The organism is Snodgrassella sp. ESL0323, from assembly GCF_013346865.1.
In the GTDB taxonomy this organism is placed as follows: Bacteria; Pseudomonadota; Gammaproteobacteria; order Burkholderiales; family Neisseriaceae; genus Snodgrassella; species Snodgrassella alvi.
Genome location: NZ_JAAEDT010000018.1, coordinates 53,673 through 79,503, shown reverse-complemented (window position 1 = coordinate 79,503; position 25,831 = coordinate 53,673). Strand labels below are relative to the sequence as shown.

Below are 25,831 nucleotides of genomic sequence, written 5' to 3'. Positions count from 1 at the left end.
TCCCTGTGGTGTAACAACAATATTTAATATGCTTGTTGTATAAAATTTATAGCTTTATATATTGTCTCTCCTGAATTCATATTTATTCAAGTATCAATATCTTTTATAATAGTAAAAATATGTTAATTATTATGGCATTAATAAGATTGAATTTTGTTTTATATATCTGTTTTTTATGAATAACTATACGTTAAATTCAAATTGAGTATAATTATTTCTATATGATTGTTGTTATTTAAATAAATAAAAATTTGTAATATTTAATATATTTTTATTTTCATTAAATTTATAAACGAATTTTATAGTTTAAACATAAAAAACGGCTGAATATTCAGCCGTTTTTGTCAGAATGCTCAATCAATCCAAATAACTGTTTTTAACTTCTTTCCAGGATAAGCGTTTAAATTTAATTGGACATTTAGGTATATTAATGGTGACTAAATTTCCTTCTGTATCCACCCCGACAACAGGTGAACGAGTGCATTCTTCTAAAGATTTTGGATTAGGTGTTAATGGCGACTGAGTCATATTACCACCGATATCAAGCTTATTATTCACATCTGTCAGGGTAAAACTATACATTCCCTGAGTAAAAGTACCTGCACCAAACGGAGCTTCTTTATCAAATACAAAATTAGGATCACCTCGTTTTAATTGACCACCTGTTTTGATGTTATATTGTATTTTTCCGCTGTAAACTTCGCTCTTTTGTTCGCTAACAGTTATCTGACACGGGTCTTCCAGTTTATTATCTTTTTTAACAGTGTAAGCTCTGGAAATAACAGCTCCGGCATAAGAGATAGTCACTGGTTTGGTTACTACCCGTTCGCCAGTACTACTATCCAGATCGAAATACCAGCCACGGTATACTTTAGGATCAAATTTCTTGTCCGACAGCATACGATAGTTACCTGAAGTAGTTAATTCCTGCCTGAGCAGAGCTGTTTTCTTGACTTCAGTTGGTGCGGTATTATTCAGATTATCATAAATGCCATATACAGTTTGTTGATCTTTATTGTTTAAATCAGACTGATACACATCGCTGCCAGTACCAAAGGTAACAATAACAGTCCTTTCTTTGTTGTTGGCATTGTTGCCTGCGTTATTAGCCAGAATAACACCGGGTGCAGAGGTGATAGGTGCACCAGCAGAAAATATTTTGTGCACAGTCCATTGTTTAGGATCCGGAGACCTCAGATCAAAGCGATATAAATTGCCGCTATAATCACCAGCATATGCAACATCTACTACACCATCTCCGTCAACATCCGCTACTGTCGGGCTGGAAAGACCACCAGTTGCTTTATCATCATCCTCAGAATCCTGTTCAGGTGCCAATCTGGCAATCAGTTCCCCTTTGTTAAAGTCGGTTTTTTTGTAGCCGTCAGTACCGACATCCACACCCAGAATATCATATATGTAAAGTGCAGAATCTGTAGAGCGCAGGCTTGCATGATCGCTGGCCAGGGTCTCAGAATAATTATAGCCATTACTGATAAATGCAGCCTCACGGATATGATTGGCTACAGAAGTAGCCGATGCATCCGGGTCTTCATTTACTCTTAGCCGGCCAATAGCCGGAGTGCCTATGGTAAACCCAAAGTAATTGTCTTTACCGGTAGGGGTTTGGAACAAAGATATATCTTTATACCAGCCGGCACTGCCCATATTGTCCACGCCAATGGGCTCTTTGGAAACCAGATCGTTACCGCCGATATTGATGGCAAAAGCACCGCGTCCCGCTTGACCCATGGTTGATACCATAAATGTCTGTTGCGGACGCAGCTGACCTGTTGCCGGGTCAACGCTTTGTTCAGTTTGCTGAACAACCATACCGCCATTTAACAGATAGCGATGTGGATGCTCACTGTTCTTACCGTATTCGTTATTAGTAAGATCTTTGTAATAATGCGATACCAGGTCAGAACCATCATTACTTTGTCGCTCAATATTCATCGGCATGAAATTGAATTTCAGATCATAAAAATTGGCGTTATTGGTAGCACCGAAAACATATACCATGCCGTCGTTAGCTGAGGTAATCATATATTTTTGATAATCGCCATTCAGATTACCGGCAGTAATAATCGGATTATCAATAATATCACCCATGTCTCTGGTTCCGCCAAATCCGGCAATCGGTGAATCAGTCCGCTGACGATAATCGAGTACAAAATTGTCAGTTTTAATAGAGGCATCATCTTTAGAGCGACTCAGCCAGGCCAGTAAGCCATTGACCCATTCAGACTGATTTTTGCCATTATTATTAGCTATTTTGAAATCATCATTCTTAAAAGCTGACAGGTTGGCAGAGTACAGATAAGTATTGGTACCGTTATTTAATAATAACTGGCGATTACCGTATGAAGGTTGAGCGCATTTACTGTCATTGGTATCAGTAATTTTGCGAATGCAGATTTTACTACTCCATGTTCCGGATTCTACAGTTGCAGTGATAGACAGGTGATTCTGTTCTGAGCTGGATACAGCTACGGTAGGTGCAGTAGATGTGGTCGTGGTTGTTGTAGTTTCCTGTGAACCTTTAATCGATTCAAAGATTTTACCAAATGCATCAATAATTTCTTTTTGAGAGTTGGTATTAAAGAAATTACCAGCAGGCATAGCGCCGTTTTCAAGATAATCAATCGCAGTATTGCCTATGTTGTTATGTTTTTGACCCAGTCCCACACCGATAGTAAAGGTTTCGGCTTTTTGTTCAAAAGGCTGACCAGTGAGCTGGTTTATAGCATTCCATGGTTGTCCGGCATCATCGGTTGAGCGTTTTGTAACTTTATTAATCTGTAAACCAAGGTTGTCATAAAAAGGAGCATTATAAATATAAGGACCAAAATTCTTTGTGGCAAGTGTATTGGTATAGTATTTCAGACGCTGAATTTTGGTGCCATAGGTATCGCCTATAAAAAATTTGTCTCTGTCTTTTTTATTTGTTCCTGCATCAAAATATCCATCCGCATCAGCATCCGATTTCGCATATAGATTATTAGATTCACCGTCAGTAAGTATTACAAGATAGGATTTCTGGCAGCGGTATTTTAATTTATTCATGACCAGATTTCTGGCAACAACGGCGGTTTGTTTAGTAAGTGGTGTACCAGTCCCGGCTGTAGCTGTTTGTATTATATTAATAAGTTTATCGTAATTAGCCGGAATGGAAGTATCTATAAATTCATTATTGACATCCTTCTCGGGAGTATAAAGCGGGCGATAGGCAAAATACATGTTATCACGATACTGAGCAATGATACCTGTTAAAACTTCTTTGACACCTTCCATTTTGGTATATAACTTACATTTATACTGTATATCATCAGTATTTGTAATGTTCTTGTTATCAAAGCCATATTGATAAGCACTCCATGGCGACCACGTAAGCCGTCCACGTTTGTCTACAATCCGGGTTCTAATTTTGCATTTACGAGAATCCCCTTGCAGGTATTCATTCATACTACCTGATTCATCAATTAACAGAGTGATATTGGGTTTAACACTATAAGCTGTTTTAGTTGTTGATGAATTTTGTAAATGCAGAGGAATGTCTGCAAATATATTAGCGAGGGTATTATCAGCTGCTTGTGCCTGACAGACAGGAAAAGTGCTCAGTGCAGCAGTAATAGCTAAAAACAGGATCTTTCTGCCTTTGTAATATGAGCCTTTTTTATTTTTTTCAAAATTATGGTACATATTGGTTACTCTCCGTATGGTGTAACAACAATATTTAATCTGTTTTGTTGTATAAATTTTAAAGCTTTATATATTTTCTCTCTTGCATCCGGCCTTAATCAAGTATAAACCCTCTTTTTTATAGTAAAGATTTGCAAAATATTATTATATTAATAAATTTATATTTAATATAAATATATATTTTATATATTATTTTATAATATTTATTATTTATATAAATTAATTATTAATATTTAATTATTTTCAAAGTGTAAATTAATAATATTTGATAAATTTATTTTTGTTCTGTTTATGATTGATTTACAGTATTTAAAATATAAAAAAAACGGCTGAATGATCAGCCGTTTTTGTCAGAATGTTCAATCAATTGAAATAACTGTTTTTAACTTCTTTCCAGGATAAGCGTTTAAATTTAATTGGACATTTAGGTACAATAATGTTGATTAAATTCCCTTCTGTATCAACACCCACAACAGGAGAGCGGGTACATTCTTCATAATTTTTTCCATCAGGATCCAATGGTGACTGAGTCCCATTACCTCCAATATCGACATTATTATTAAAATTGGATATGGTAAAACTATACATTCCTAAAGTAATGGTACCTGCACCAAACGGAGCTTCTTTATCAAATACAAAATTAGGATCACCTTGTTTTAATCGGCCACCTGTTTTGATGTTATATTGTATTTTTCCGCTGTAAACTTCGCTCTTTTGTTCGCTGACAGTTTCCTGACATGGGTCTTCCAGTTTATTATCTTTTTTAACATCGTAAGCTCTGGAAATAATAGCTCCTGCATAGGAAATTATAACCGGTTTACTTACTACCCGTTCACCAGTAGATCTATCCAGATTGAAGTACCAGCCACGATGCACCTTGGGATTAAACTTGTTGTCCGACAACATACGATAGTTACCTGAAGTAGTTAATTCCTGCATGAGCAGAGCTGTTTTCTTGACTTCAGTGGGAGCCGTATCATTCAGATTATCATATATGCCATACACAGTCTGCTGATTTTTGGTGGTTAAATCAGACTGATATACATCGCTGCCAGTACCAAAGGTAACAATAACAGTTCCTTCTTTCTTGTTGTTACTAGCCCGAATAACACCAGGAGCAGAGGTGATAGGTGCTCCGGCAGAAAAGATTTTATGCACAGTCCATTTATCAGGGTTGGGAGACCTCAGATCAAAGCGATATAAATTACCGCTATAATCACCAGCATAAACAACATCTACTACGCCATCTCCGTCAACATCTACTGCTGTCGGGCTGGACAGACCGCCAGTGGCTTTTTCATCTTCTTCATCTTCAGAATCGGGATCTTGTTCAATAGCTAACTTAGAAATCAGTTCCCCTTTGTCATAGCCGGTTTTTTTGTAGCCGTCAGTACCGACATCCACACCCAGAATATCATATATATAAAGTGCAGATTCTGAAGAGGGCAGGCTTGCATGATCGCTGGCCAGTGTATCGGAATAATTATAGCCATTATTAATAAATGCAATCTCGCGGATATGATTGGCTACAGAAGTAGGGGATGCATCCGGATCTTCATTTACTCTTAGCCGGCCAATAGCCGGAGTGCCTATGGTAAATCCAAAGTAATTGTTTTTACCGGTAGGGGTTTGGAACAAAGATATATCTTTATGCCAGCCGGCACTGCCCATATTGTCCACACCAACGGGCTGTTTGGAAACCAGATCGTTACCGCCGATATTGATTGCAAAAGCACCACGTCCGGCCTGACCCATATTTGATACCATAAATGTCTGTTGCGGACGTAGCTGACCTGTTGCCGGGTCAACACTTTGTTCAGTTTGCTGAACAACCATACCGCCATTTAACAGATAGCGATGCGGATGCTCACTGTTCTTACCGTACTCGTTATGAGTAAGATCTTTGTAATAGTGCCGTACCTTGTCAGAACCATCATTACTTTGCCGCTCAATATTCATCGGCATGAAATTGAATTTCAGATCATAAAAATTGGCGTTATTGGTAGCACCGAAAACATATACCATGCCGTCGTTAGCAGAGGTAATCATATATTTTTGAAGACCACCATCCAGATTACCGGCAGTAATAATCGGATTGTCAATAATATCACCCATGTCTCTGGTTCCGCCAAATCCGGCAATCGGTGAATCAGTCCGCTGACGATAATCGAGTACAAAATTGTCAGTTTTAATAGAGGCGTCGTTTTTAGAACGGCTCAGCCAGGCCAGTAAGCCATTAGCCCATTCAGACTGATTTTTGCCATTATTATTAGCTATCTTAAAGTCATCATTCTTAAAGGCTGACAGGTTAGCAGAGTACAGATAAGTTGTAGTTCCGTCATTTAATAATAACTGGCGATTACTGTATGAAGGTTGAGCGCATTTACTGTCATTAGTATCAGTGATTTTGCGGATGCAGATTTTACTACTCCATGCTCCGGATTCTACGGTTGCAGTGATAGACAGTTGATTCTGTTCTGAGCTGGATATGGCTACGGTAGGTGCTGTCGATGTGGTTGTAGTAATTTGAGAATCCTGTGAACCATTAATTGATTCAAAGATTTTACCAAATGCATTAATGATTTCTTCTTGAGTATTAGCATTGAAAGAATTACCGACAGGGTGTTGACCGGGAGGAGTAGCACCATTTTCCAGGTAAGGAATAGCAATTTTGCCTTTACTGGTATTTTTCTGACCTAATCCAAACCCGATAGTAAATGTTTCAGCATATTGTTCAAAGGTTTTTTTGTTTATCTCATCCCAGGAGTTCCAGGGTTGTCCGGCATTATCTGTTGTGCGTTTAGGAACATTATAAAAAGCATTACCATCATTAGTGTAAAGTTTATTAGTATAGATATAAGGACCAAAATTCTTTTTGGCAAGTTTTTGTGTATAGTATGCCAAACGATCTACTTTGCGTTGTGCATCACTGTGTAAAATTTTTTTTCTCTCCTCATCTGTTGTTTCTCCATCAAAATATCCATCTACTTTGACATCTGATTCTGCATATTGATTATTGGCCTCGCCGTCTGTAAGCAACACAATATAGGATTTCTGGCAGCGGTATTTTAATTTATTCATCACCAGATTTCTGGCTACAACAGCAATCTGTTCCGTAGTCGGTGTACTACCACCGGCTGTAGTATTTTTTATGATGTCAATAAGTTTGTCGTATTCCTCAGGAATAGATGTGTCAATAAATTCATTATAGCGATCGTCTAAACCCAGAAGCGGGCGATAGGCAAAATACATATTATTACGATATTGGGCGATGATCTTAAGCAAGACATCCTTCACCCCGTCAATTTTTCTGTATTGTTTACAACTATATTGTGTGTCATTATTACTAGCAGGTGCTCCATTTGGATATATATACTCATATTCACTCCAGGGCGACCATGATGTAGTTTTTCCTTTTTTGTTTTTACCTATAGAATTACGGTGCCGGCATTTTACTTCTTTAGTTTGCAGTTTTTCATGCATACTACCTGATTCATCAATTAACAGAGTGATATTGGGTTTTACACTATAAGCTGTTTTAGTTGTAGATGAATTTTGTAAATGCAGAGGAATATCTGCAAATATATTAGCGAGTGATTTATCAGCTGCTTGTGCCTGACAGACGGGAAGAACACTCAGCGCAGCAGTAACTGCTGAAAACAGTGCTTTTCTCCCTTTAGTAAATTTGTCTTTTTTATTTTTTGCATGTTTGTGGTGCATATTGGCCACTCCCCATTGGTATAACAACAATATCCAGTTTATAAAGTAAAAACACTCTCTTTATAGTGTTATATCTATATCATTTCTCTTGAAATTATACACTTTCAATCATAATTTATCACTAAATTAACAAATTTATATAATAAGTAATATTAATTATTTAGATAGCAAAATAAGTAAATATGTATTTACTAATAATAAATATTTATTTTATTTACAAAATGTTAAGCTTTATGATAATGGTAATAGCTTTGTGTACAGGTATTTGGATATTCTGGAAATTTCACTATAAAATATATTTAGATTAATAAGTTAAACTAAATATATTTAAAATGTATATAAAAATTATAACAATAAACTTTAATGAGTTTTAAAAAGAAAAATTTATAGGGATTTCATATTTAAATTATTGGTTTATAATAATTAAATGATTATAAAAAAAACGGCTAGTAAATAATAGCCGTTTGTTGTATTAATGCTAAATTAGTCACTGTAGCCGGGTTTTATTTCTCTCCATGATAAACGCTTGAATTTTATTGCACATCTGGGAGCATTAATGGTAATTGTATTACCGTTAGTATCAACACCCACAATCGGTGACCGAGTACAATCTTCCAGTTCCTGATTTCTCTGCTTTTCCTCCAATGGGGTCTGAGTCAGATTGCCGCCTATTTCTACACTATTAGCGGCTGAAGAAATGGTAAAACTATACAAACCACGAATAGTCACAGATGAACCAAACGGAGCATTTGAGTCAAAAATAAAATTAGGATCTCCCTTTTTTAATCGGCCGCCTGTTTTGATGTTATATTGTATTCTTCCGCTATAAACATCGCTTTCCTGTTTGCTTTCAGTTGCCTGACACGGATCTTCGAGCTTATTGTCTTTTTTGACTTCGTATGTTCTGGAAATAACAGCTCCGGCATAGGAAATAACAGCTGGTTTGCTCACAACTCGTTCACCGGTGCCGTTTTCCAGATTGAAAAACCAGCCACGGTGTACTTTGGGATCAAATTTTTTATCTGTCAGCATACGATATTCACCTGAAGCGGTTAATTCTTGCTCGAGCAGAGCTGATTTGTTAACTTCAGTAGGTGAGGTGTCATTCAGATTATCATATATGCCATAGACAGCCTGTTGGTTTTTATCCTTTAAATCTGATTGATATATATCGCTACCTGTCCCAAATGTAATAATTGCGGTCATTTTTTTGCGGCTGCTATTACCTTTTGCATCTACATCATTAACCATAATGACGCTTGGTGCAGAAGTGATAGGTACTCCCGCAGAAAATATTTTGTGCACAGTCCATTGTTTAGGATCCGGAGACCTCAGATCAAAGCGATATAAATTGCCGCTATAATCACCAGCATAAACTATATCTGCAACGCCATCTCTGTCAATATCCAACACTGTAGGGCTGGAAAGACCGCCAGTTCGTTCATCGGAATCCGGATCCTGCTCCAGACTAAGCTTGGCAATCAGTTCTCCCTTGCTATAGCCGGTTTTTTTGTAACCATCGGTACCGACATCTACGCCCAGAATATCATATATGTAAAGTGCAGACTCCGGTGACGGATGGCTTGCATGATCGTTGGCCAGTGTACTGGAGTAATTATAGCCATTACTGATGAATGCAGCCTCACGAATATGATTGGCTACAGAAGTAGGGGATGCATCCGGATCTTCATTTACTCTTAGCCGGGCAATAGCCGGAGTACCTATAGTGAATCCGATGTAATTGTTTTGACCGGTAGGGGTTTGGAACAAGGATATATTTTTATACCAGTCGGCATTGCCCATATTATCCACGCCAATGGGATTTTTGGAAATCAGATCGTTACCGCCGATATTAATGGCAAAAGCACCACGTCCGGCCTGACCCATAGTTGATACCATGAATGTCTGTTGTGGACGCAGCTGACCTGTTGCCGGGTCAACACTTTGTTCAGTTTGCTGAACAACCATACCGCCGTTTAACAGGAAGCGATGCGGATACTTATCGCTCTTACCATAATTTTCATTAACCAGATCTTTGTAATAATGCGATACCAGGTCAGAACCATCATTACTTTGCCGCTCAATATTCATCGGCATGAAATTGAATTTCAGATCATAAAAATTGGCGTTATTAGTAGCGCCGAAAACATATACCATGCCATCGTTAGCAGAGGTAATCATATATTTCTGATAATCGCCATCCAGATTACCGGCAGTAATAATCGGATTATCAATAATATCACCCATGTCTCTGGTTCCGCCAAATCCGGCAAGCGGTGAATCAGTTCGCTGACGATATATCAGCTCAAAATTGTCGGATTTAATATCCTCATCAGGTTTCGAACGGCTCAGCCAGGCCAGTAAGCCATTAGCCCATTCAGACTGATTTTTACCATTATTGGTTATTTTGAAATTATCATTATTCAAATCTGACAAGTTAGCAGAGTACAGATAAGTTTCGGTGCCATTATTCAATAATAACTTGCGATTACCGTATGAAGGTTGAGCGCATTTGCTGTCATTAGTATCAGTGATTCGGCGGATACACAGTTTACTGCCCCATGTGCCCGATTCAATGATTGCGGTAATGGACAGGTTGTCTTGTTCTGAGCTGGATATGGCTACAGTTGGTGCAGTAGCTGTTGAGGTAGTGTTAGTGGTTTCAGTAACACCTTTAATGTTATCGAAAATATCTTTGAATGCCTGAATAATATTTTCCTGAGAATTGGCATTATAGTTATGTTTACCATCGGCAGGCATGGCACCTTTTTCCAGGTATTCACGAGCAATTTTTTCCGCTGCGGTTGCTGTCTTATCATTCGGCTCTTTCAGTCCCACGCTAATAGTAAAGGTCTCAGCTTTTTGTTCAAACGGCAGTTTGGTGTGCTCGTCTATAGTATCCCATGGTTGACCGGCATCATCTGTTAAGCGCTTTTTAGCTGAAGAATAAATTGCGAAACTATCAGATGTATAAAATTTACTTTCATAGATATACGGACCAAAATTTTTGGTGTAAAGCGTATTGGTATAATATTGTAAGCGCTTAGGTTTATTTTCGTTCTTATATTTAGCCCGAACAAAGAAATCATATCTTTCAGCATCCGAACGCCCTTCATCAAAATAGCCGTCTTTCACTACGTCTGATTTAGCAGAAGTATCATCAGCTTCACCATCAGAAAGCAGCACGATATAAGATTTCTGACAACGGTACTTTAGCTTATTCATGACCAGATTTCTGGCCATGACTGGATACTGTGCAGTTGTAGGCGTACCACCAGCCGCGACGGTATTTTTGATAAGACTAGTTAATTTTTTATACTGCTCAGGATCAGAAGGTTCGAAAAATTCATTATAGCGGTCATCAGTGCCAATTAAAGGGCGATAGGCAAAATACATATCATTGCGATAATTAGCCAGAATACTCAATAAAACGTCTTTTACGCCGTCTAATCTTGTGGCTTCCTGGCATTGATATTGATTATCATTATTATTGGGTGGAATTGTCTTTTTTTCATACCCGTATTTATATTCACCCCAGGGTGACCATGCAATGGTTTTATCTTTACTATTTTTTTTAATGGATGTACGCGTTCGGCATTTGTATGAACCCTTAAGTTTTCCAATCATGCTGGCCGAAGAATCAATAAAAAATACAATGTTGGGTTTGACACTATATGCAGTTTTGGTTGTGGATGAGTTTTGCAAATGCAATGGAATATCTGCAAATATATTTACCTTATTTACTTTATTCTCATTATCCCCTGCCGATACCGGTGTGGTTAATGCTAAAGCAAAAGCACTTAATAAATATTTATATATTTTTCGAAGTCGGATTTTTCTATTATTTATATATAATAATGTCATAATAATTGGTTTCCAGCTTGATGATTTGTGAAATTTAATAAGGATAATTCTATACATAAATTATCCTAATTATATACTATTTTATATAACTTAAATGAATATTAATAGCTGTATGTATATTGTTTTAATTTGAATTATTTTAAATAGATAGATTTTGTATTATGTTTTTATATAAATAATAATATATTTAAAAATAAAAAAACTAACCGGATAAATATAATTTATTTATATTTATTTGTATTATTATTTTTTATTTTAAATGTATGTTTATATAAAATAATTCATTTTTTTAAATATCTCTCTATTTGAATTTATTATTAAATTATAATTATTATATAAATATTTAGTTTTTCATCTGTAAATATTCATTGAATGTTTAGATTAAATATTTCAGATTTTAATTCTGAAAATTTATATTATATTTTAAAAAATGGCTGAAATTTTCAGCCATTTTTATTTAATATTTACAATTATTAATATTTGGGTTTGATTTCACGCCATGAAAGTCGCTGAAATCTGATCGGGCAGCGTGGTACATTGATGGTTAATTTTTCTCCGTCAGTAGTGGCAGCTATCACAGCAGCGCGAGAACAGCTTTCAAACAGTTGTGCTTGTTCACGCAATGGTTTTTGTGTAAGAGAGCCGCCAATATCATATATATTGTTACCCACCACGGTAAAACCAAATGGTCCTTCACTATTCACTATGCTACCAACCGGTGCTTTATCGTCAAACACAAAGTTTGGATCAGTTTTAAGTAATGCACCACCGGTTTTAACATTAAACTGAATTTTGCCGGTAATAACCGAGTTGCGCTGAGTTATTGTGGTTGGCTTGCACGGATCAGGCAGTTTTTCTTCTTTGTTTACATTATAGATACGCGAAAGTACTGCACCAGCATATGATACAATCACAGGTTTGCTTACTACGCGCTCTCCGGAATTACTTTCCAAATTAAAATACCAGCCTTGATGTACTGAAGGATAAAATGGATAGTTACTGAGCTGGCGATAATTTCCATTCTTGGTAAGCGTTTGCTCTAGAAGTCTGCTTTTGCTGATCTCTTCAACATTTTCCCGGCTCAAATCGTCATATATTCCATATACAGTTTGCTGGTCTTTATTGTTTAAATCATTCTGATAAATATCGCTACCTGTTCCAAATGTAACTATTGCAGTTAGTCTGGGTGTTTTATTACCACTAGAGGATTTGGTACTCGTTTTTGCCAGAAATACATTCGGTGCGGCTGTAATCGGGCCATTGGCTGTAAATATTTTATAGACTTTCCAGTCAGACGGATTGGGGGCACGTAAGTCGAAGCGATATAAATTACCACTATAATCACCGGCATAAATAATGCTGGCAATGCCATTCCCATTAATGTCAATCGCAGTTGGGCTTGAAAGTCCCCCTGAGCCGCCAGGTGCGACTAGTTTGGCAATCAGTTCACCTTTTTGTGTACCGGTACGGGTGTATGCCTGGGTACCAACATCTATACCAAGAATGTCATAAATATACAATGCAGATTCAGGTGAGGGTTTTGCTGCAATATCCTGAGCCAGCGATGGAGAATAATTATAACCATTACTAATAAATGCAGCCTGACGGATATGATCCGTTAGTGAAGTTTCCGAGGCATCCGGATTTGAATTAACCCGAATGCGGGCTATGGCAGGTGTCCCTACTGTGTATCCGAACTGATTATTTTTTCCGCCGGGAGTTTGAAACAGGAATACGCTTTTATACCAGTCAGATGCGTTCATATTCTCAGCAGCCAGGGGTTGGTCGGTAAGGATATCGTGGCCGCCGATATTAATAGCAAAGGCTCCGCGTCCGGCCTGGCCTAAAGTAGAGACCATAAATATTTGCTGAGGACGATTATTATCTCCGTCCGTTTGCTGAACTACCATCCCTCCGTTAAGCAGATAAAGGTGATGATTAGTATCATTGGAAGCATAATCTTTACTGGCTAAATTTTTGTAGTAATGTGATACTAAGTCCGAACCGTCATTGCTTTGTCTTTCTATATTTATTGGCATGTAATTGAATTTTAAATCATAAGGATAGCTGGAATTATTTCTTGAGCGAAAAACATAAACCATACCGTCATTAGCTGAAGTAATCAGATATTTCTGACGGTTATTTTCAGTTTTGCCGGCTGTAATGATTGAATTATCAATAATATCCCCAATGTCGCGAGTGTTTCCGAAGTCTTTAAGCGGACGGCGTTTTCGATAATTCAGAGTGAAATTATTTTTTTGCTGAGTGGCGTCAGTTAATGAGCGATTTAACCAGGCGAGCAGCCCGTCACGCCATTCATCACGATTCTTATCATTACTGCTAAGTTTAAACGTATTATTGCTAAAGCTATTGAGGCTATCACTATATAGATATGTATTTTTACCGTCATTGAGTAATAACTGCCGGTTATCATAAGAAGGTTGCATCGGACAGGAATTATTGCTTTGCTTTTCTATGTCATTAATGCAAATTTGGCTGCTCCATGAACCTGTTTCAATTTTTGCCGTAATAGAGAGGTTACCCAGATCAGTATTTGAAATAGCTATGGTAGGAGCTGTATTGGTTGTTTGCATGGTTGATGAGGTAATCTCACCTTTGATGGTTTTAAAAACCTTGTCAAAGGCTCTGATAATTTCATCGCGGGAATTGGCATTGAAAAAGCGTCCGTCAGGATTGGTTTTTTCATTGTATTCTCCGCCTGGCGTCGCAGCATTTTCTAAATAGGGAATAGCTATTTTTGCTTCATTGGTATTGCGCTGACCCAATCCTACACCAATAGTAAATGTTTGCGCTGTCTGAATGAATCGTTTGCCTGTGTGTGGATCGATCTCATTCCATGGCTGGCCTGCATCATCAGTTTTTCTTCTGTCTGGTGATGCACTAATGGATTTACCGGTAGCGTTGTAATAGTCTTTGGTATAAATATAATCACCAAAATTATAATTATTGAGCCTGTCTGTATAGAATTTCAGACGTAATGGCTTATTAACATTATGATTACGGGCAAAAAAATCTAATCGTTCGTTATTACTTTGAAAATCACGATCGAAGTAGGCATCGTAACGTGAATCATTGGTGTTATTGTAATTTTTATCCGAAACTGAATATGTATTATCGGCCTCACCATCACTGAGTAAAATAATATATGATTTTTGACAACGATATTTGAGTTTGTTGATTACTAAATTGCGGGCAATAACCGGGAACTGACGGGTGGTAGGGGTATCACATGGCGTTTCCAGGCGATTAATATTATCAAGCATACTTTCGTAATTATCCTGATCAGAAGTATCATAAAATTTATTAAATTTTTTCTGATCGCCGGTTCCGCACATCGGGCGAAAGGCAAAGTACATATCATTATGGTAGGTTTTAATGATATCTGTCAGAACTTCTTTTACAGCATCAATGCGCCGGTATGTGTTACAGCTATATCTAACTTCCGAAGTGTTTTTAGGTTTTTCATTAAATCCGTATTCATAACCACCATATGGCGGCCAGCTGCCACCTTTACCATTAGGATTAGGAATCCATCTGCTGACCCGGCATTTATAGGTAATGGGTACGATGTTCATAGACATGCTGCCGGAATCATCGATGTAAAGCGTTATATTGGGTTTAACGCTGTAAGATGAAGTGGTAATAGATTTACTTTGCAGATGTAAGGGGATATCGGCAAAAATATTTGCCGCAGCCAAAGCTGATGGGATTGTAGTAAAATTAAAAATACCCAGAAATACAGAAGTCACTATCTGGCCGGATAGGGTGTATTTGATTACTGAAATTTGGCGAAGTTTATTTTTTTGTTTATTCATGAATTTCCTTGTTTGGTTATTGCTTTCCCAACTATCTGTAAAACCTCTGTACGATTCGGTAGATTAGTGAACTATAAGGAAATCTGATGAGTTGCTATAAGTCAGGAAAAGATAAAGTTTCTAATCAGGATTTATGTTTAAATGCTCTGGCAGATATGATTCAAATATGGCTGCAGGCTGGGTTAAGGTTTAACTAAATATATATTAATATTTCAATGTGTTATTAAGCAATTTTATGCTAAAAATTTAAATAAAAAGGGGTTTAACTATCAGTTGATTGTAGAAGAAGATAAATTAACTTTGCTTAGATAATGCTAATAAATAAGCGTAAATTTATAAATAATTGCTTAAATTAATTGGAAATTTGTCTTTATTAAATTGAAAATATTTTATTTTATTTATTCTGGTAGCTATTTAAAAAAATTATTTAAAATTAAATAATTTGTTATTGAATATTTTGAGCAATTTAATTGCTAAAATTTATGATAAATATCGTTTGATAATGATAATTTTATATATATATATATTATTGAATTTAAAGCTAGGTATATAAGATATAAATATAAACTTGGGTTGATATAACAAAAGTAATACATGTTTTGCAGACACATTTAATATGCTATCAGCTTCAGTTTCAGAAAACAGATAAACTTCGAACTAAGCCAGTTACTTTAAAGATCCATATGAGAAGAGGGTATCTAAATCATACCCTAAAGCTTAATTAAAAGATAAATTTTAAATAACATAAAATTTAAATTGAAAAAACAGTAAACTAAAAAAAATATGCAACATCGCGATAAAAAGGGCTTGCTGTGTTTCTTACTCTGTGATTAAATACGCGCCTCAACAGCACAGGGTGATTAGCTCAGTTGGTAGAGCGTCTGCCTTACAAGCAGAATGTCGGCGGTTCGACTCCGTCATCACCCACCAGTTTTCTGTTTTATGCGTTGCATAAAACTTGCGCGGTGGTAGCTCAGTTGGTTAGAGTACCGGCCTGTCACGCCGGGGGTCGCGGGTTCGAGCCCCGTCCGCCGCGCCACTTTCATATTTGCTGTTTTCTCTCTTAGGGGTGATTAGCTCAGTTGGTAGAGCGTCTGCCTTACAAGCAGAATGTCGGCGGTTCGACTCCGTCATCACCCACCAATATGTTTTTCTCCTGATTTCTGATTTAATTAAATTCTTGATTGTTAGTGAGCTATTTGTTTGCTGTTTTTTATATGCAATCAAACTATCTGTGCTGGTGACATTCATAGCAGATAATCAGTTTGTGATATTCGGGCTGTTATTATTTTATATTGGGCACTAAGAAACTTCCCGGCATTTATGTTCACTCACAGCTTATTTGCATCTGTCTGTATATGCTTAAGATATTTCACTTGGCACAATTTGCAAACTAACCTATAATTCATCGCTCAATCTTTTACTGATTGATTGCGGATATGGCGAAATTGGTAGACGCACCAGATTTAGGTTCTGGCGCTGAAAGGCGTAAGAGTTCGAGTCTCTTTATCCGCACCATCGAATTTTAAAGATATCTTATAAGCTAAGATATCTTTTTTTATTTCTACTCAGTCTGTCTGAACACTAACTAAAACTACTTAGAAATTTTTTATCTGCTGTCAATTTTGTATTTTAAGTATAATTGTCATTGGTATGATATTCGAATTTATCTGAATTCGAAGTTAAATTAATTCTATATATACTGTTGTAAGCTTTCATTGACAGGTATTTATACAGATATATATTTTATGCGTAAGGTATGGTTTACGGATAAATAATATTTATCAATAGGTAAGATTTCAAACGTATATTGTAGATATTATCTGACTGATGTTGGGCTGATTTGCCAGTTGAAAAAATGCACCATTATATAAATTTAAATGGTGCATTTTTATTTTGCTGATATGTTTGTTTTAGTTACATGGTTTCAAGTGTATCTATACCTAATAATGCCAGACCCTGTTGCAGGGTTTTGCCGGTAAGGCTGGTGAGCTGCAACCGGCTGTTGCGAGTGGCTTCGTCTGCTTTCAGTATTGGGCAGGCTTCATAAAAGCGGCTGAACAGGGTGGCAATCTGATACAGATAAGCGGCGAGATAGTGCGGATAAGAGGTATTGGCAACACTATCCAGAACATCTTCAAATTTAAGTAATTCTACAGCCAGTTGTTGTTCCATGGCTTCGTTCAGGGTGATCGCAGCATTGTTATCCCAGGTACCTGCTTTGCGAAAAACACTTTGTACACGAGTATAGGCATATTGTAAGTAAGGAGCAGTATTACCTTCGAAAGAAAGCATGCTGTCCCAGTCGAATATGTAATCACTAGTACGATTTTTACTTAAATCTGCATATTTTACGGCACCTATGCCTACGACTTCACCTATATGCGCGATTTCATCGGTGCTCAGTTCAGGATTTTTGCTGGCAACCAGAGCAGATGCACGTGTTACAGCTTCGTTTAGTAAATCCATTAATTTTACTGTGTCACCGCTACGGGTTTTAAACGGTTTGCCGTCTTTACCCATCATGGTACCGAAAGGTACATGTTCCGCATGCACGGTTTCAGGCAGCCAGCCGGCTTTACGGGCAACTGTAAATAATTCATCAAAGTGCAGGCTTTGGCGCGCATCCACAACATATAACAATCTGTTGCCGTGCAAGGTATTAATCCGGTAACGCAGGCAGGCTAAATCGGTACTGGCATACAGGAATCCGCCATCTTTTTTCTGAATAATAAATGCTGCTGGTTCATTATCCTGATTTTTAAACTCATCCAGAAAAACAACTTTAGTACCGTCACTGTCAACGGCAATACCTTTGGCAAGAAGTTCATTTACAGTTGATTGTAACTGATCATTATAAAATGATTCGCCGGTTACATCGGCTGGTAAAAGTTTTAGGCCAAGTTTTTTATAGACCGCCTGAGCATGTTGCAAAGAGGTCTGTACAAACTGTTGCCACAATGCCAGTACGCTGGCATCTCCGCTTTGAAGTTTAACTACGTAATCACGTGCTGTGTCGGCAAAGTTTTTATCTTCATCAAAGCGTACTTTGGCATTACGATAGAATTGTTCTAAATCCGCCAGTTCGAGATCTGCACGCCCGTTTTGCTGTTGTTCTATCAGGTAGGCAACCAGCATACCAAATTGTGTGCCCCAGTCACCTACATGATTTTGGGCAATAACTTTATGTCCAAGAAAAGTAAGTACCCGGTTGAGGCTGTCTCCTATGATGCTGGAGCGTAAATGACCTACGTGCATTTCTTTAGCTAGATTGGGTGAGGAGTAATCTATAACTATTGTTTGTGGCTTGCTGTTTCTGGCAATGCCCAGATGCTCATCCTGCAATGAGGTCTTAATATATTGTGCCAGTTTTTCAGGACGAAGTTTTAAGTTAATAAAACCAGGGCCGGCAACTTCTGCTGTGGCAATCAGTGGGTTCTGCTGTAATGCATCGGCAACTTTTTGTGCCAGTTCGCGAGGGTTTTGTCTGGTTTTTTTGGCGGCACCCATGACGCCGTTAATCTGATAATCGCCAAAGTCACGATTTTTGGCTGGTTGCAGAATAATTGGCTGGTCTGTGAGCCCGTTTGCGCTAAATGCTTGTTCAACTTCAGCTGCAACTAGTTGATGTAATTTCATGTTAGTCTGATAAATAGGAAAATAGCTAATTTTCGCATAAATAAGCGTAAATCGCATTAGCGCAGCACAATGAATAAACAGACTTGACGGGAATAATGTCTAAATTAGTTAAGAAAAATTTTCTGTGGTTATAGCGGTTATAAAATAATTATATAGGGGTTAGGATTGTTATTTATAATAAATAAATTAAATAAAATCAAATATTTATATAAGTATATATAGTTGAATTATCGAACTTTTGATTAAGAATACTATATCGATAAATGAATTGGTAATTATCAATTAGATTAGCTGATTTATGCTGGATATGAGTTGTGCGTTTTTAGTGTGTAAATGGATAATGTTGTTAAAGTATACCAGATACCAGCCGGTATACTTTAACTGTGTGATGATCAGCCTACGCGATAAAAGGCCAGACTACCAAGCAAGTTTGGCCAGAGGGAAATGCGTTTATTTCCGCTCATTACTGCTCGTTGCAAAATTTTTAAATGATTTTTGGCACATAATTTATCAAAATCCTGAAGGGTGCACCAATGAATGTTCGGGGTGTTATACCATTGATAGGGCATGCGTTCGGATACCGGCATATGTCCGCCCAGTGCGATTTGCAGGCGGTTGCGCCAGTAGCCGAAATTGGGAAAGGTGACAATAGCTTCTGCGGCGACTCGTTTCATTTCCTGCAGGATGTTTTCCGTATTTTGCATAGACTGAATGGTTTGGCTCAAAACGATAATGTCAAAGCTGTTATCATTAAAATGTTGCAAACCGGCTTCCAGATCAGCCTGTATTACGTTGATGCCACGTTGCATAGCAGCTAATACGCTATTGGTATTAATTTCTAATCCATATCCTTGACAATTTTTGTGTTTGACTAGTGCGGCCAGCAGTTCTCCGTCTCCGCAGCCTAAATCCAGTACACGACTATTGGGTGTAATCCAGTCGAAAATCATTTGCAGGTCATCACGCAGTGGTACTGATGATATGTTCATTGTGTTAGTTCAGTGGCAATATTGTTGAAATAAATGCGGATAGCCGCCTGATAATCAGCATCTTCCATTAAAAAGGCATCATGTCCGTGAGCTGATTTAAGGGCAATATACTGCACGGGTTTGTTGGCTGCTACCAAAGCATCGAGTAATTCCTGTGAGCGTCTGGGTGAAAAACGCCAGTCGCTGCTGAAGCTGGCTATCAGTATTTTGGCCTGAATTGCCGATACTGCGGCTACCAGATTACCATCATAATCACGCGCCGGATCAAAATAATCAAGTGCTTTTGTCATCAGTAAATAACTATTGGCATCGAACACTTCAGCGAATTTATCGCCCTGATAGCGAAGATAGGATTCAACTTCAAATTCAACGTTGTAATCATACTGGTAGTTTGGTTGTCGCATCTGGCGACCGAATTTTTTACCCAATCCGTCTTCTGCCAGATAGGTAATGTGTCCCATCATACGAGCGATACGCAAACCTCGCCGTGGAATTTTCTGCTGTTGCGCGTATTGTCCCTGACAAAAATCCGGATCAGTAAGAATGGCTTGTCTGGCTACATCATTAAAGGCAATATTTTGGGTAGATAATCGTGGAGCTGAGGCAATAATCAATGCATGTCTCAGGCGTTGCGGTTTGTCGATTGCCCATTGTAATGCCTGCATCCCGCCAAGACTTCCGCCCATAACCGCAGCCCATTTATCAATGCCGAAGCGGTCGGCCAGCATAGACTGACTTTCTACCCAGTCCTTTACGGTTACCATTGGAAAATCAGCGCCGTAAGCTTTTCCTGTGTCCGGATTGATACTCAACGGACCGGTGCTGCCGTGACAGCCGCCCAGATTATTTAAGCCGACAACAAAAAAACGATTGGTATCAACAGGTTTTCCCGGACCAATCATATTATCCCACCAGCCGGGGTGTTTATCATTTTTACTATGGTAACCCGCTACATGGTGATTTCCTGACAGTGCATGACATATTAATACCGCATTACTTTTATCTGCATTAAGTGTGCCGTAGGTTTCAATCATTAATTCAAACCGAGACAGAACACAACCGTTTTGCAGGGTGAGCGGGCTGTCAAAAGACCACTTTTGCGGGGTTACAATGCCAATGCTGTCTATTTCTTTCATAAGATTAGTTAAAAGAATAGAAAACTGGCATTATAACGACTTTGTCTGGTTTGCACAGATATAACGTGTTTTGGAAAATAAATGATAGGCCGTTTGCTTCGTCTGTTTCTTTTTGTAATGTTATTGGGTGTTTTGCTTAAGTATATACTTGGAAGGCAGCAAAAACAGACGCTCGGATACTGGGTAAACTGTCTGGCGCTGGTGTTGATAGTAATTAGTTCGCTAATATTGCTGATATTTGTATTGAAATCTGTTTTGTATTAATCAGCATTAATACAAACAGGTGATAAAAAAGCCGGTCTCATGTTTCAGGCCGGCCAGAGATATTTTCAGTATTTAAAGTAAGCTGCTCACTTCTGCTTTTTCTTCTTCAAGTTCAGTCAGTGTCTGATTAATACGCTGCTGACTGAATTCATCAATAGGTAAATCCTGAACAATAGTGTATTCGCCATTTTCACAAGTCATGGGAAAGCCGAATACTATTTCTTTTGGGATGCCATAAGAACCGTCTGAGGGTACGCCCATAGTAACCCATTCTCCATTACTGCCGATTACCCAGTCATGAATCTGATCGATAATTGCATTGGCGGCACTGGCAGCAGAAGAAAGACCCCGGGCTTCAATGATAGCTGATCCGCGTTTGCCTACTTTAGGTAAATACTCTTTTACATACCAGTCCTGATCATTAATCATTTCTGCTACGTTTTGATTATCTATCTGAGCAAAGCGGTAATCAGTGTACATGGTGGGACTGTGATTTCCCCACACGCACAGTTGTTTTATTTTGCTTACTGGTTTATTAATTTTTTCTGCCAGCTGACTAAGTGCGCGATTCTGATCCAGGCGCATCAGTGCGGTAAAATTTTTCGCCGGTAAATCAGGGGCAGACTTCATGGCGATATAAGCATTGGTATTGGCTGGATTACCAACAACAAGGACTTTAACATCGCGGCTGGCTACTTTATTCAGTGCTGCACCCTGTGTTTTGAAGATTTCCGCATTGGCCTGTAATAAGTCGCTGCGTTCCATACCTTTACTGCGCGGACGTGCACCGACGAGGATAGCTATATCTGCATCTTTGAATGCCAATTCTGGATCATGAGTTGCAAACATATCGGTAAGCAAGGGAAATGCACAGTCCTGTAATTCCATCATTACCCCCTGGGCAGCAGTTTGCGACTGAGGCAAATCAAGCAATTGCAGGATAACCGGAGTATCAGCTCCCAGCATGTCACCGCTGGCAATCCGGAACAGTAAAGCATAACCAATCTGACCGGTAGCACCCGTCACGGCAATGCGTACAGGTTTTTTCATAACATATCCTCTTAAAATAAAAACACGACTATAAATATTTTTTCTTGTCTTAAAGGTATTTAATATGTCTGTACTACAAGAATTTGGGCTGTATGATAGCAAAATTATTTTCAAAATTAAATTAATTGAAGTAATAGATTGATGCTTTTTTGAGAATATTAAGTGAGTTTTTCTGTGTTATCTTATGTCTTATATAAGACTTTATTTACATGAGTTTGAAATGTCGTACAATAGATTTAAAATCAGTGCGCTTAAAAGACACATTCCTTTATACCAGTCTGTAATGCAGCGGGTTTTTCATTTGCTTGCTGATGGTGATTTCAAGCCTGGTCAGCCTTTGCCCAGTGAATGGGATCTGGCCAGGCAGTGGAATGTAAGTCAGGGAACTGTGCGTAAAGGTTTGAGTGAACTGGCGGCGCGGGGTATTTTACAGCGTTATCAAGGGGTAGGAACCTTTGTTACCCAGCAAAACTGGGACTGGGGATATTATCCTTTTACTGAAATTCCGGTATTGCAACAGGCTAAAACTGAGCAGGTTTGGCCGGTAGCTGAAGTTTTGAGTGTGACTGTTGCTGTTGCGGATGAAGAAACTGCTATGCAGTTAGGTATAAAAATCGCAGAACCGGTATGGAAAATTATGCTGCTATGGCGTACCGGTTATATTGAAGTGGCGGTAGATGAATTATTTTTACCTGTTGCGTTATTGCAGGATTTAAATGTACGTTTTATGCGCCGCCGCCGTAGTTTTTATGCTTTTTTGTTGCTTGAGTATGATGTTTTGATGGATACTTCGCGACAATGGCTTTGGCAAACAGTTTTGCGTCCTGAGATTGCCAGACTGTTGAAGGCAGATATGGCTTCGCATGCCCTTTGTATCGGGCGTTTGAGCCAAAGTGTCGACGGTGTTCCTTATGAATGGCGCCGGCGTTATTTACAACTTGGAAATCAGTCTTTGCTATTAAGTGGTAGCTCTGCTGAGTACTGATAACTGTATTGTAAATAATTCGTGTGTAGTAATGTTGCCTGTTTGTTAAAAACTGGGTCAATTGCAGTAAATTTCGGTTGAGTGCGGCTTTGGCCGCTGGTTTTGAGTTTATATCTTCTAATAATACAAGAGGAGTCACCGATGCAAAAAGAAAGGCCAGTGTATCTGGATATACAAAAGATACGATTACCCATTCCGGGTCTTGTGTCTATTTTTCATCGTTTTAGTGGTATCGCGCTATTTATCTGTATTCCGCTGTTTTTATGGCTGTTTTCAGGTACGCTTTCTCATGAATCTGCGTTCAATACTTATCAGGAGCTTGTACATCATCCTTTGGTGAAGTGCATTCTTTTTGTTCTTTTGCTGGCATATGTTTACCACAGTCTGGCCGGTATACGTTTTTTGTTTATGGATATTCATAAAGGCACAGAACTAAAAACGGCACGCGCTTCGGCTAAAGCGGTGGTTATTTGTGCAATTGTATTGTCCGTTATTATTTATGGAGCGTGCTTGTTATCATGATTGATCGTAAATTAGCCGGCGCGCACTATGGTCTGCGCGATTGGATTATGCAGCGTATCACGGCAGTAATCATGCTGGTGTACTCAGTCTTGTTTTTAATTATGATTATCTGTTTACCGCATAGTTATCAGGAATGGCAGTGTTTCTTTGCTCAGACGTGGGTTCGTCTGATAACACAGATTTTTGTGCTGGCACTGGTATTGCATGCATGGGTTGGTATACGTGATTTGTGGATGGACTATATCAAACCAGCAGGTTTGCGTCTGTTTTTGCATGTTGCCACTATCCTGTGGTTGGTTGGCTGTCTGATTTATTCTGTTAAAGTGATTTGGGGGGTAGCATGAATATGCCCAAGAGTTTGCCGGTACGTCGTTTTGATGCAGTAATCGTAGGCGGCGGTGGTGCAGGGCTTCGTGCCGCTCTGCAATTATCTAAAGCAGGTTTAAATACAGTAGTGCTATCTAAGGTTTTTCCAACTCGTTCTCATACAGTAGCTGCCCAGGGCGGGATTTCTGCTTCGCTGGGTAATGTACAGGAAGACCATTGGAACTGGCATATGTACGATACCGTTAAAGGTTCCGACTGGTTAGGTGATCAGGATGCAATCGAATTCATGACACGCCGCGCTCCTGATGCTGTAGTTGAACTTGAACATATGGGTATGCCGTTTGACCGGGTTGAATCCGGCAAAATTTATCAGCGCCCGTTTGGCGGACATACTGCTGAGTTTGGTAAACGTGCTGTAGAACGTGCCTGTGCAGTGGCAGACCGTACCGGCCATGCAATGCTGCATACCTTATATCAGCAAAATGTGCATGCAGAAACTCAGTTTTTTGTGGAATGGGCTGCTCTGGATCTGATTCGGGATTCAGAAGGTGTGGTAATCGGGGTTATTGCAATGGAAATGGAAACGGGTGAAGTTTTCATTTTGCATGCAAAGGCTGTACTTTTTGCTACTGGCGGTGCCGGACGTATCTATGCTTCTTCTACCAATGCCTATATGAATACTGGTGATGGTCTGGGTATGGCTGCCCGTGCAGGCATTCCTCTGGAAGACATGGAGTTCTGGCAATTCCATCCTACTGGTGTGGCGGGTGCCGGGGTGTTGATTACTGAAGGTGTGCGTGGTGAAGGCGGTATTCTGCTCAACAGTGAAGGCGAGCGTTTTATGGAACGTTATGCGCCAACTGTAAAAGATCTGGCCTGTCGTGACGTGGTGTCCCGTGCAATGGCTATTGAAATTCATGAAGGCCGTGGTGTAGGTAAAAATAAAGACCATGTACTGCTGAAAGTGGACCATCTTGGCGCAGAAAAAATTATGGAAAAACTGCCAGGTATCCGCGAGATTTCCATTCAATTTGCCGGTGTGGATCCAATTAAAGATCCGATTCCGGTGGTTCCGACCTGCCACTATATGATGGGCGGTATTCCTACTAATTATCATGGTCAGGTGGTAATGGCCAAAGGTGATGATCTGGAAGCTCCGGTTCCTGGTTTCTATGCAGCAGGTGAATGTGCATGTGCTTCAGTGCATGGTGCAAACCGTCTGGGTACTAATTCTTTACTTGACCTTGTGGTGTTCGGGAAAGCAGCCGGCGATCATATGATTGACTACATCAAAAAGCAGGTAGCACATCGTGAGTTGCCAGCAGATGTTGGTGAAAAAACACTTGCACGTCTGAGCCGTCTGGAAAATCAGACTAATGGTGAAGAGGTATCTGAAGTGCGTAATGATTTGCAGCGGTGTGTACAGTCACATGCCGGGGTATTCCGTACAGATGCTCTGCTGAAAGAAGGAATTGAAAAAATCAATGAAATTGCCGAACGTGTAGCCAAAACCCAGATTCATGATAAGAGTAAGGTTTGGAATACTGCGCGGCTAGAAGCGCTGGAGCTGGATAATCTGATTGAAGTGGCTCAGGCGACCCTGGTTTCTGCTGAGGCACGTAAAGAATCACGCGGAGCACATGCTTCTGATGATCATCCGAACCGTGATGATGAAAACTGGATGAAACACACATTGTACTACGCTGAAGATCAGCATCTGGAATATAAACCAGTACACACTAAACCTCTGAGTGTGGAATACATAAAACCAGCTGAACGCGTTTACTAAGGAACTAT

At 38.9% G+C, this 25,831-nt stretch carries 12 protein-coding genes and 4 tRNA genes; 8 read left to right on the top strand and 8 right to left on the bottom strand.

Going from position 1 to position 25,831, the window contains the following annotated elements; all coding sequences use genetic code 11:
* Window positions 1–357 precede the first annotated feature (357 nt).
* The 4 genes from GY065_RS07175 to GY065_RS07160 all read right to left on the bottom strand — a co-directional run bounded on the left by GY065_RS07175 (window position 358) and on the right by GY065_RS07160 (window position 15,122).
* A complete protein-coding gene (locus tag GY065_RS07175) occupies window positions 358–3,702 on the bottom strand; it encodes a PilC/PilY family type IV pilus protein (protein ID WP_174833611.1) in 3,345 nt (1,114 codons plus the stop codon).
* Between the two features lie 363 nt (window positions 3,703–4,065).
* Window positions 4,066–7,422, bottom strand: a complete 3,357-nt coding sequence (locus GY065_RS07170; RefSeq protein WP_174833610.1) for a PilC/PilY family type IV pilus protein — start codon at window positions 7,420–7,422, stop codon at window positions 4,066–4,068.
* A 483-nt stretch (window positions 7,423–7,905) separates the two neighbouring features.
* Window positions 7,906–11,286 (bottom strand): PilC/PilY family type IV pilus protein, encoded by a 3,381-nt coding sequence (locus tag GY065_RS07165; protein WP_174833609.1) that lies wholly within the window; start codon window positions 11,284–11,286, stop codon window positions 7,906–7,908.
* 473 nt (window positions 11,287–11,759) lie between these two features.
* The gene (locus tag GY065_RS07160; RefSeq protein WP_174833608.1) at window positions 11,760–15,122 is read right to left on the bottom strand and encodes a PilC/PilY family type IV pilus protein; all 3,363 of its coding nucleotides are present in this window, start codon (window positions 15,120–15,122) and stop codon (window positions 11,760–11,762) included.
* A gap of 854 nt (window positions 15,123–15,976) precedes the next feature.
* On the opposite strand from GY065_RS07160, the gene GY065_RS07155 reads away from it, so the two are divergent.
* The 4 genes from GY065_RS07155 to GY065_RS07140 all read left to right on the top strand — a co-directional run bounded on the left by GY065_RS07155 (window position 15,977) and on the right by GY065_RS07140 (window position 16,640).
* Window positions 15,977–16,052: transfer RNA gene (locus tag GY065_RS07155), tRNA-Val, on the top strand.
* 32 nt (window positions 16,053–16,084) lie between these two features.
* Window positions 16,085–16,161 (top strand) — tRNA-Asp (locus GY065_RS07150).
* A gap of 28 nt (window positions 16,162–16,189) precedes the next feature.
* Window positions 16,190–16,265, top strand: a tRNA-Val gene (locus GY065_RS07145).
* Window positions 16,266–16,555: 290 nt separating this feature from the next.
* Window positions 16,556–16,640: transfer RNA gene (locus tag GY065_RS07140), tRNA-Leu, on the top strand.
* 399 nt (window positions 16,641–17,039) lie between these two features.
* On the opposite strand, the gene argS is transcribed toward GY065_RS07140, so the two are convergent.
* The 4 genes from argS to GY065_RS07120 form a co-directional block, all read right to left on the bottom strand.
* The gene (gene argS / locus GY065_RS07135) at window positions 17,040–18,761 is read right to left on the bottom strand and encodes an arginine--tRNA ligase (RefSeq protein ID WP_174833607.1); all 1,722 of its coding nucleotides are present in this window, start codon (window positions 18,759–18,761) and stop codon (window positions 17,040–17,042) included.
* 392 nt (window positions 18,762–19,153) lie between these two features.
* On the bottom strand, window positions 19,154–19,750 hold the full coding sequence (gene metW / locus GY065_RS07130; RefSeq protein ID WP_025330891.1) for a methionine biosynthesis protein MetW: 597 nt from the start codon (window positions 19,748–19,750) through the stop codon (window positions 19,154–19,156).
* Window positions 19,747–20,886, bottom strand: a complete 1,140-nt coding sequence (locus GY065_RS07125; protein WP_174833606.1) for a homoserine O-acetyltransferase — start codon at window positions 20,884–20,886, stop codon at window positions 19,747–19,749. The genes metW and GY065_RS07125 overlap by 4 nt, the downstream gene beginning before the upstream one ends.
* A 336-nt stretch (window positions 20,887–21,222) precedes the next feature.
* On the bottom strand, window positions 21,223–22,200 hold the full coding sequence (locus GY065_RS07120) for a malate dehydrogenase (protein WP_174833605.1): 978 nt from the start codon (window positions 22,198–22,200) through the stop codon (window positions 21,223–21,225).
* 220 nt (window positions 22,201–22,420) lie between these two features.
* Here GY065_RS07120 and GY065_RS07115 point away from each other — a divergent pair, with 220 nt between their 5' ends.
* The 4 genes from GY065_RS07115 to sdhA all read left to right on the top strand — a co-directional run bounded on the left by GY065_RS07115 (window position 22,421) and on the right by sdhA (window position 25,823).
* On the top strand, window positions 22,421–23,185 hold the full coding sequence (locus GY065_RS07115; protein ID WP_174833604.1) for a GntR family transcriptional regulator: 765 nt from the start codon (window positions 22,421–22,423) through the stop codon (window positions 23,183–23,185).
* 141 nt (window positions 23,186–23,326) lie between these two features.
* The gene (sdhC, locus tag GY065_RS07110) at window positions 23,327–23,707 is read left to right on the top strand and encodes a succinate dehydrogenase, cytochrome b556 subunit (protein WP_174833603.1); all 381 of its coding nucleotides are present in this window, start codon (window positions 23,327–23,329) and stop codon (window positions 23,705–23,707) included.
* Window positions 23,704–24,051 (top strand): succinate dehydrogenase, hydrophobic membrane anchor protein, encoded by a 348-nt coding sequence (sdhD, locus tag GY065_RS07105; protein WP_025330885.1) that lies wholly within the window; start codon window positions 23,704–23,706, stop codon window positions 24,049–24,051. The genes sdhC and sdhD overlap by 4 nt, the downstream gene beginning before the upstream one ends.
* Before the next feature lie 2 nt (window positions 24,052–24,053).
* On the top strand, window positions 24,054–25,823 hold the full coding sequence (sdhA, locus tag GY065_RS07100; RefSeq protein WP_037395298.1) for a succinate dehydrogenase flavoprotein subunit: 1,770 nt from the start codon (window positions 24,054–24,056) through the stop codon (window positions 25,821–25,823).
* Window positions 25,824–25,831 lie beyond the last annotated feature (8 nt).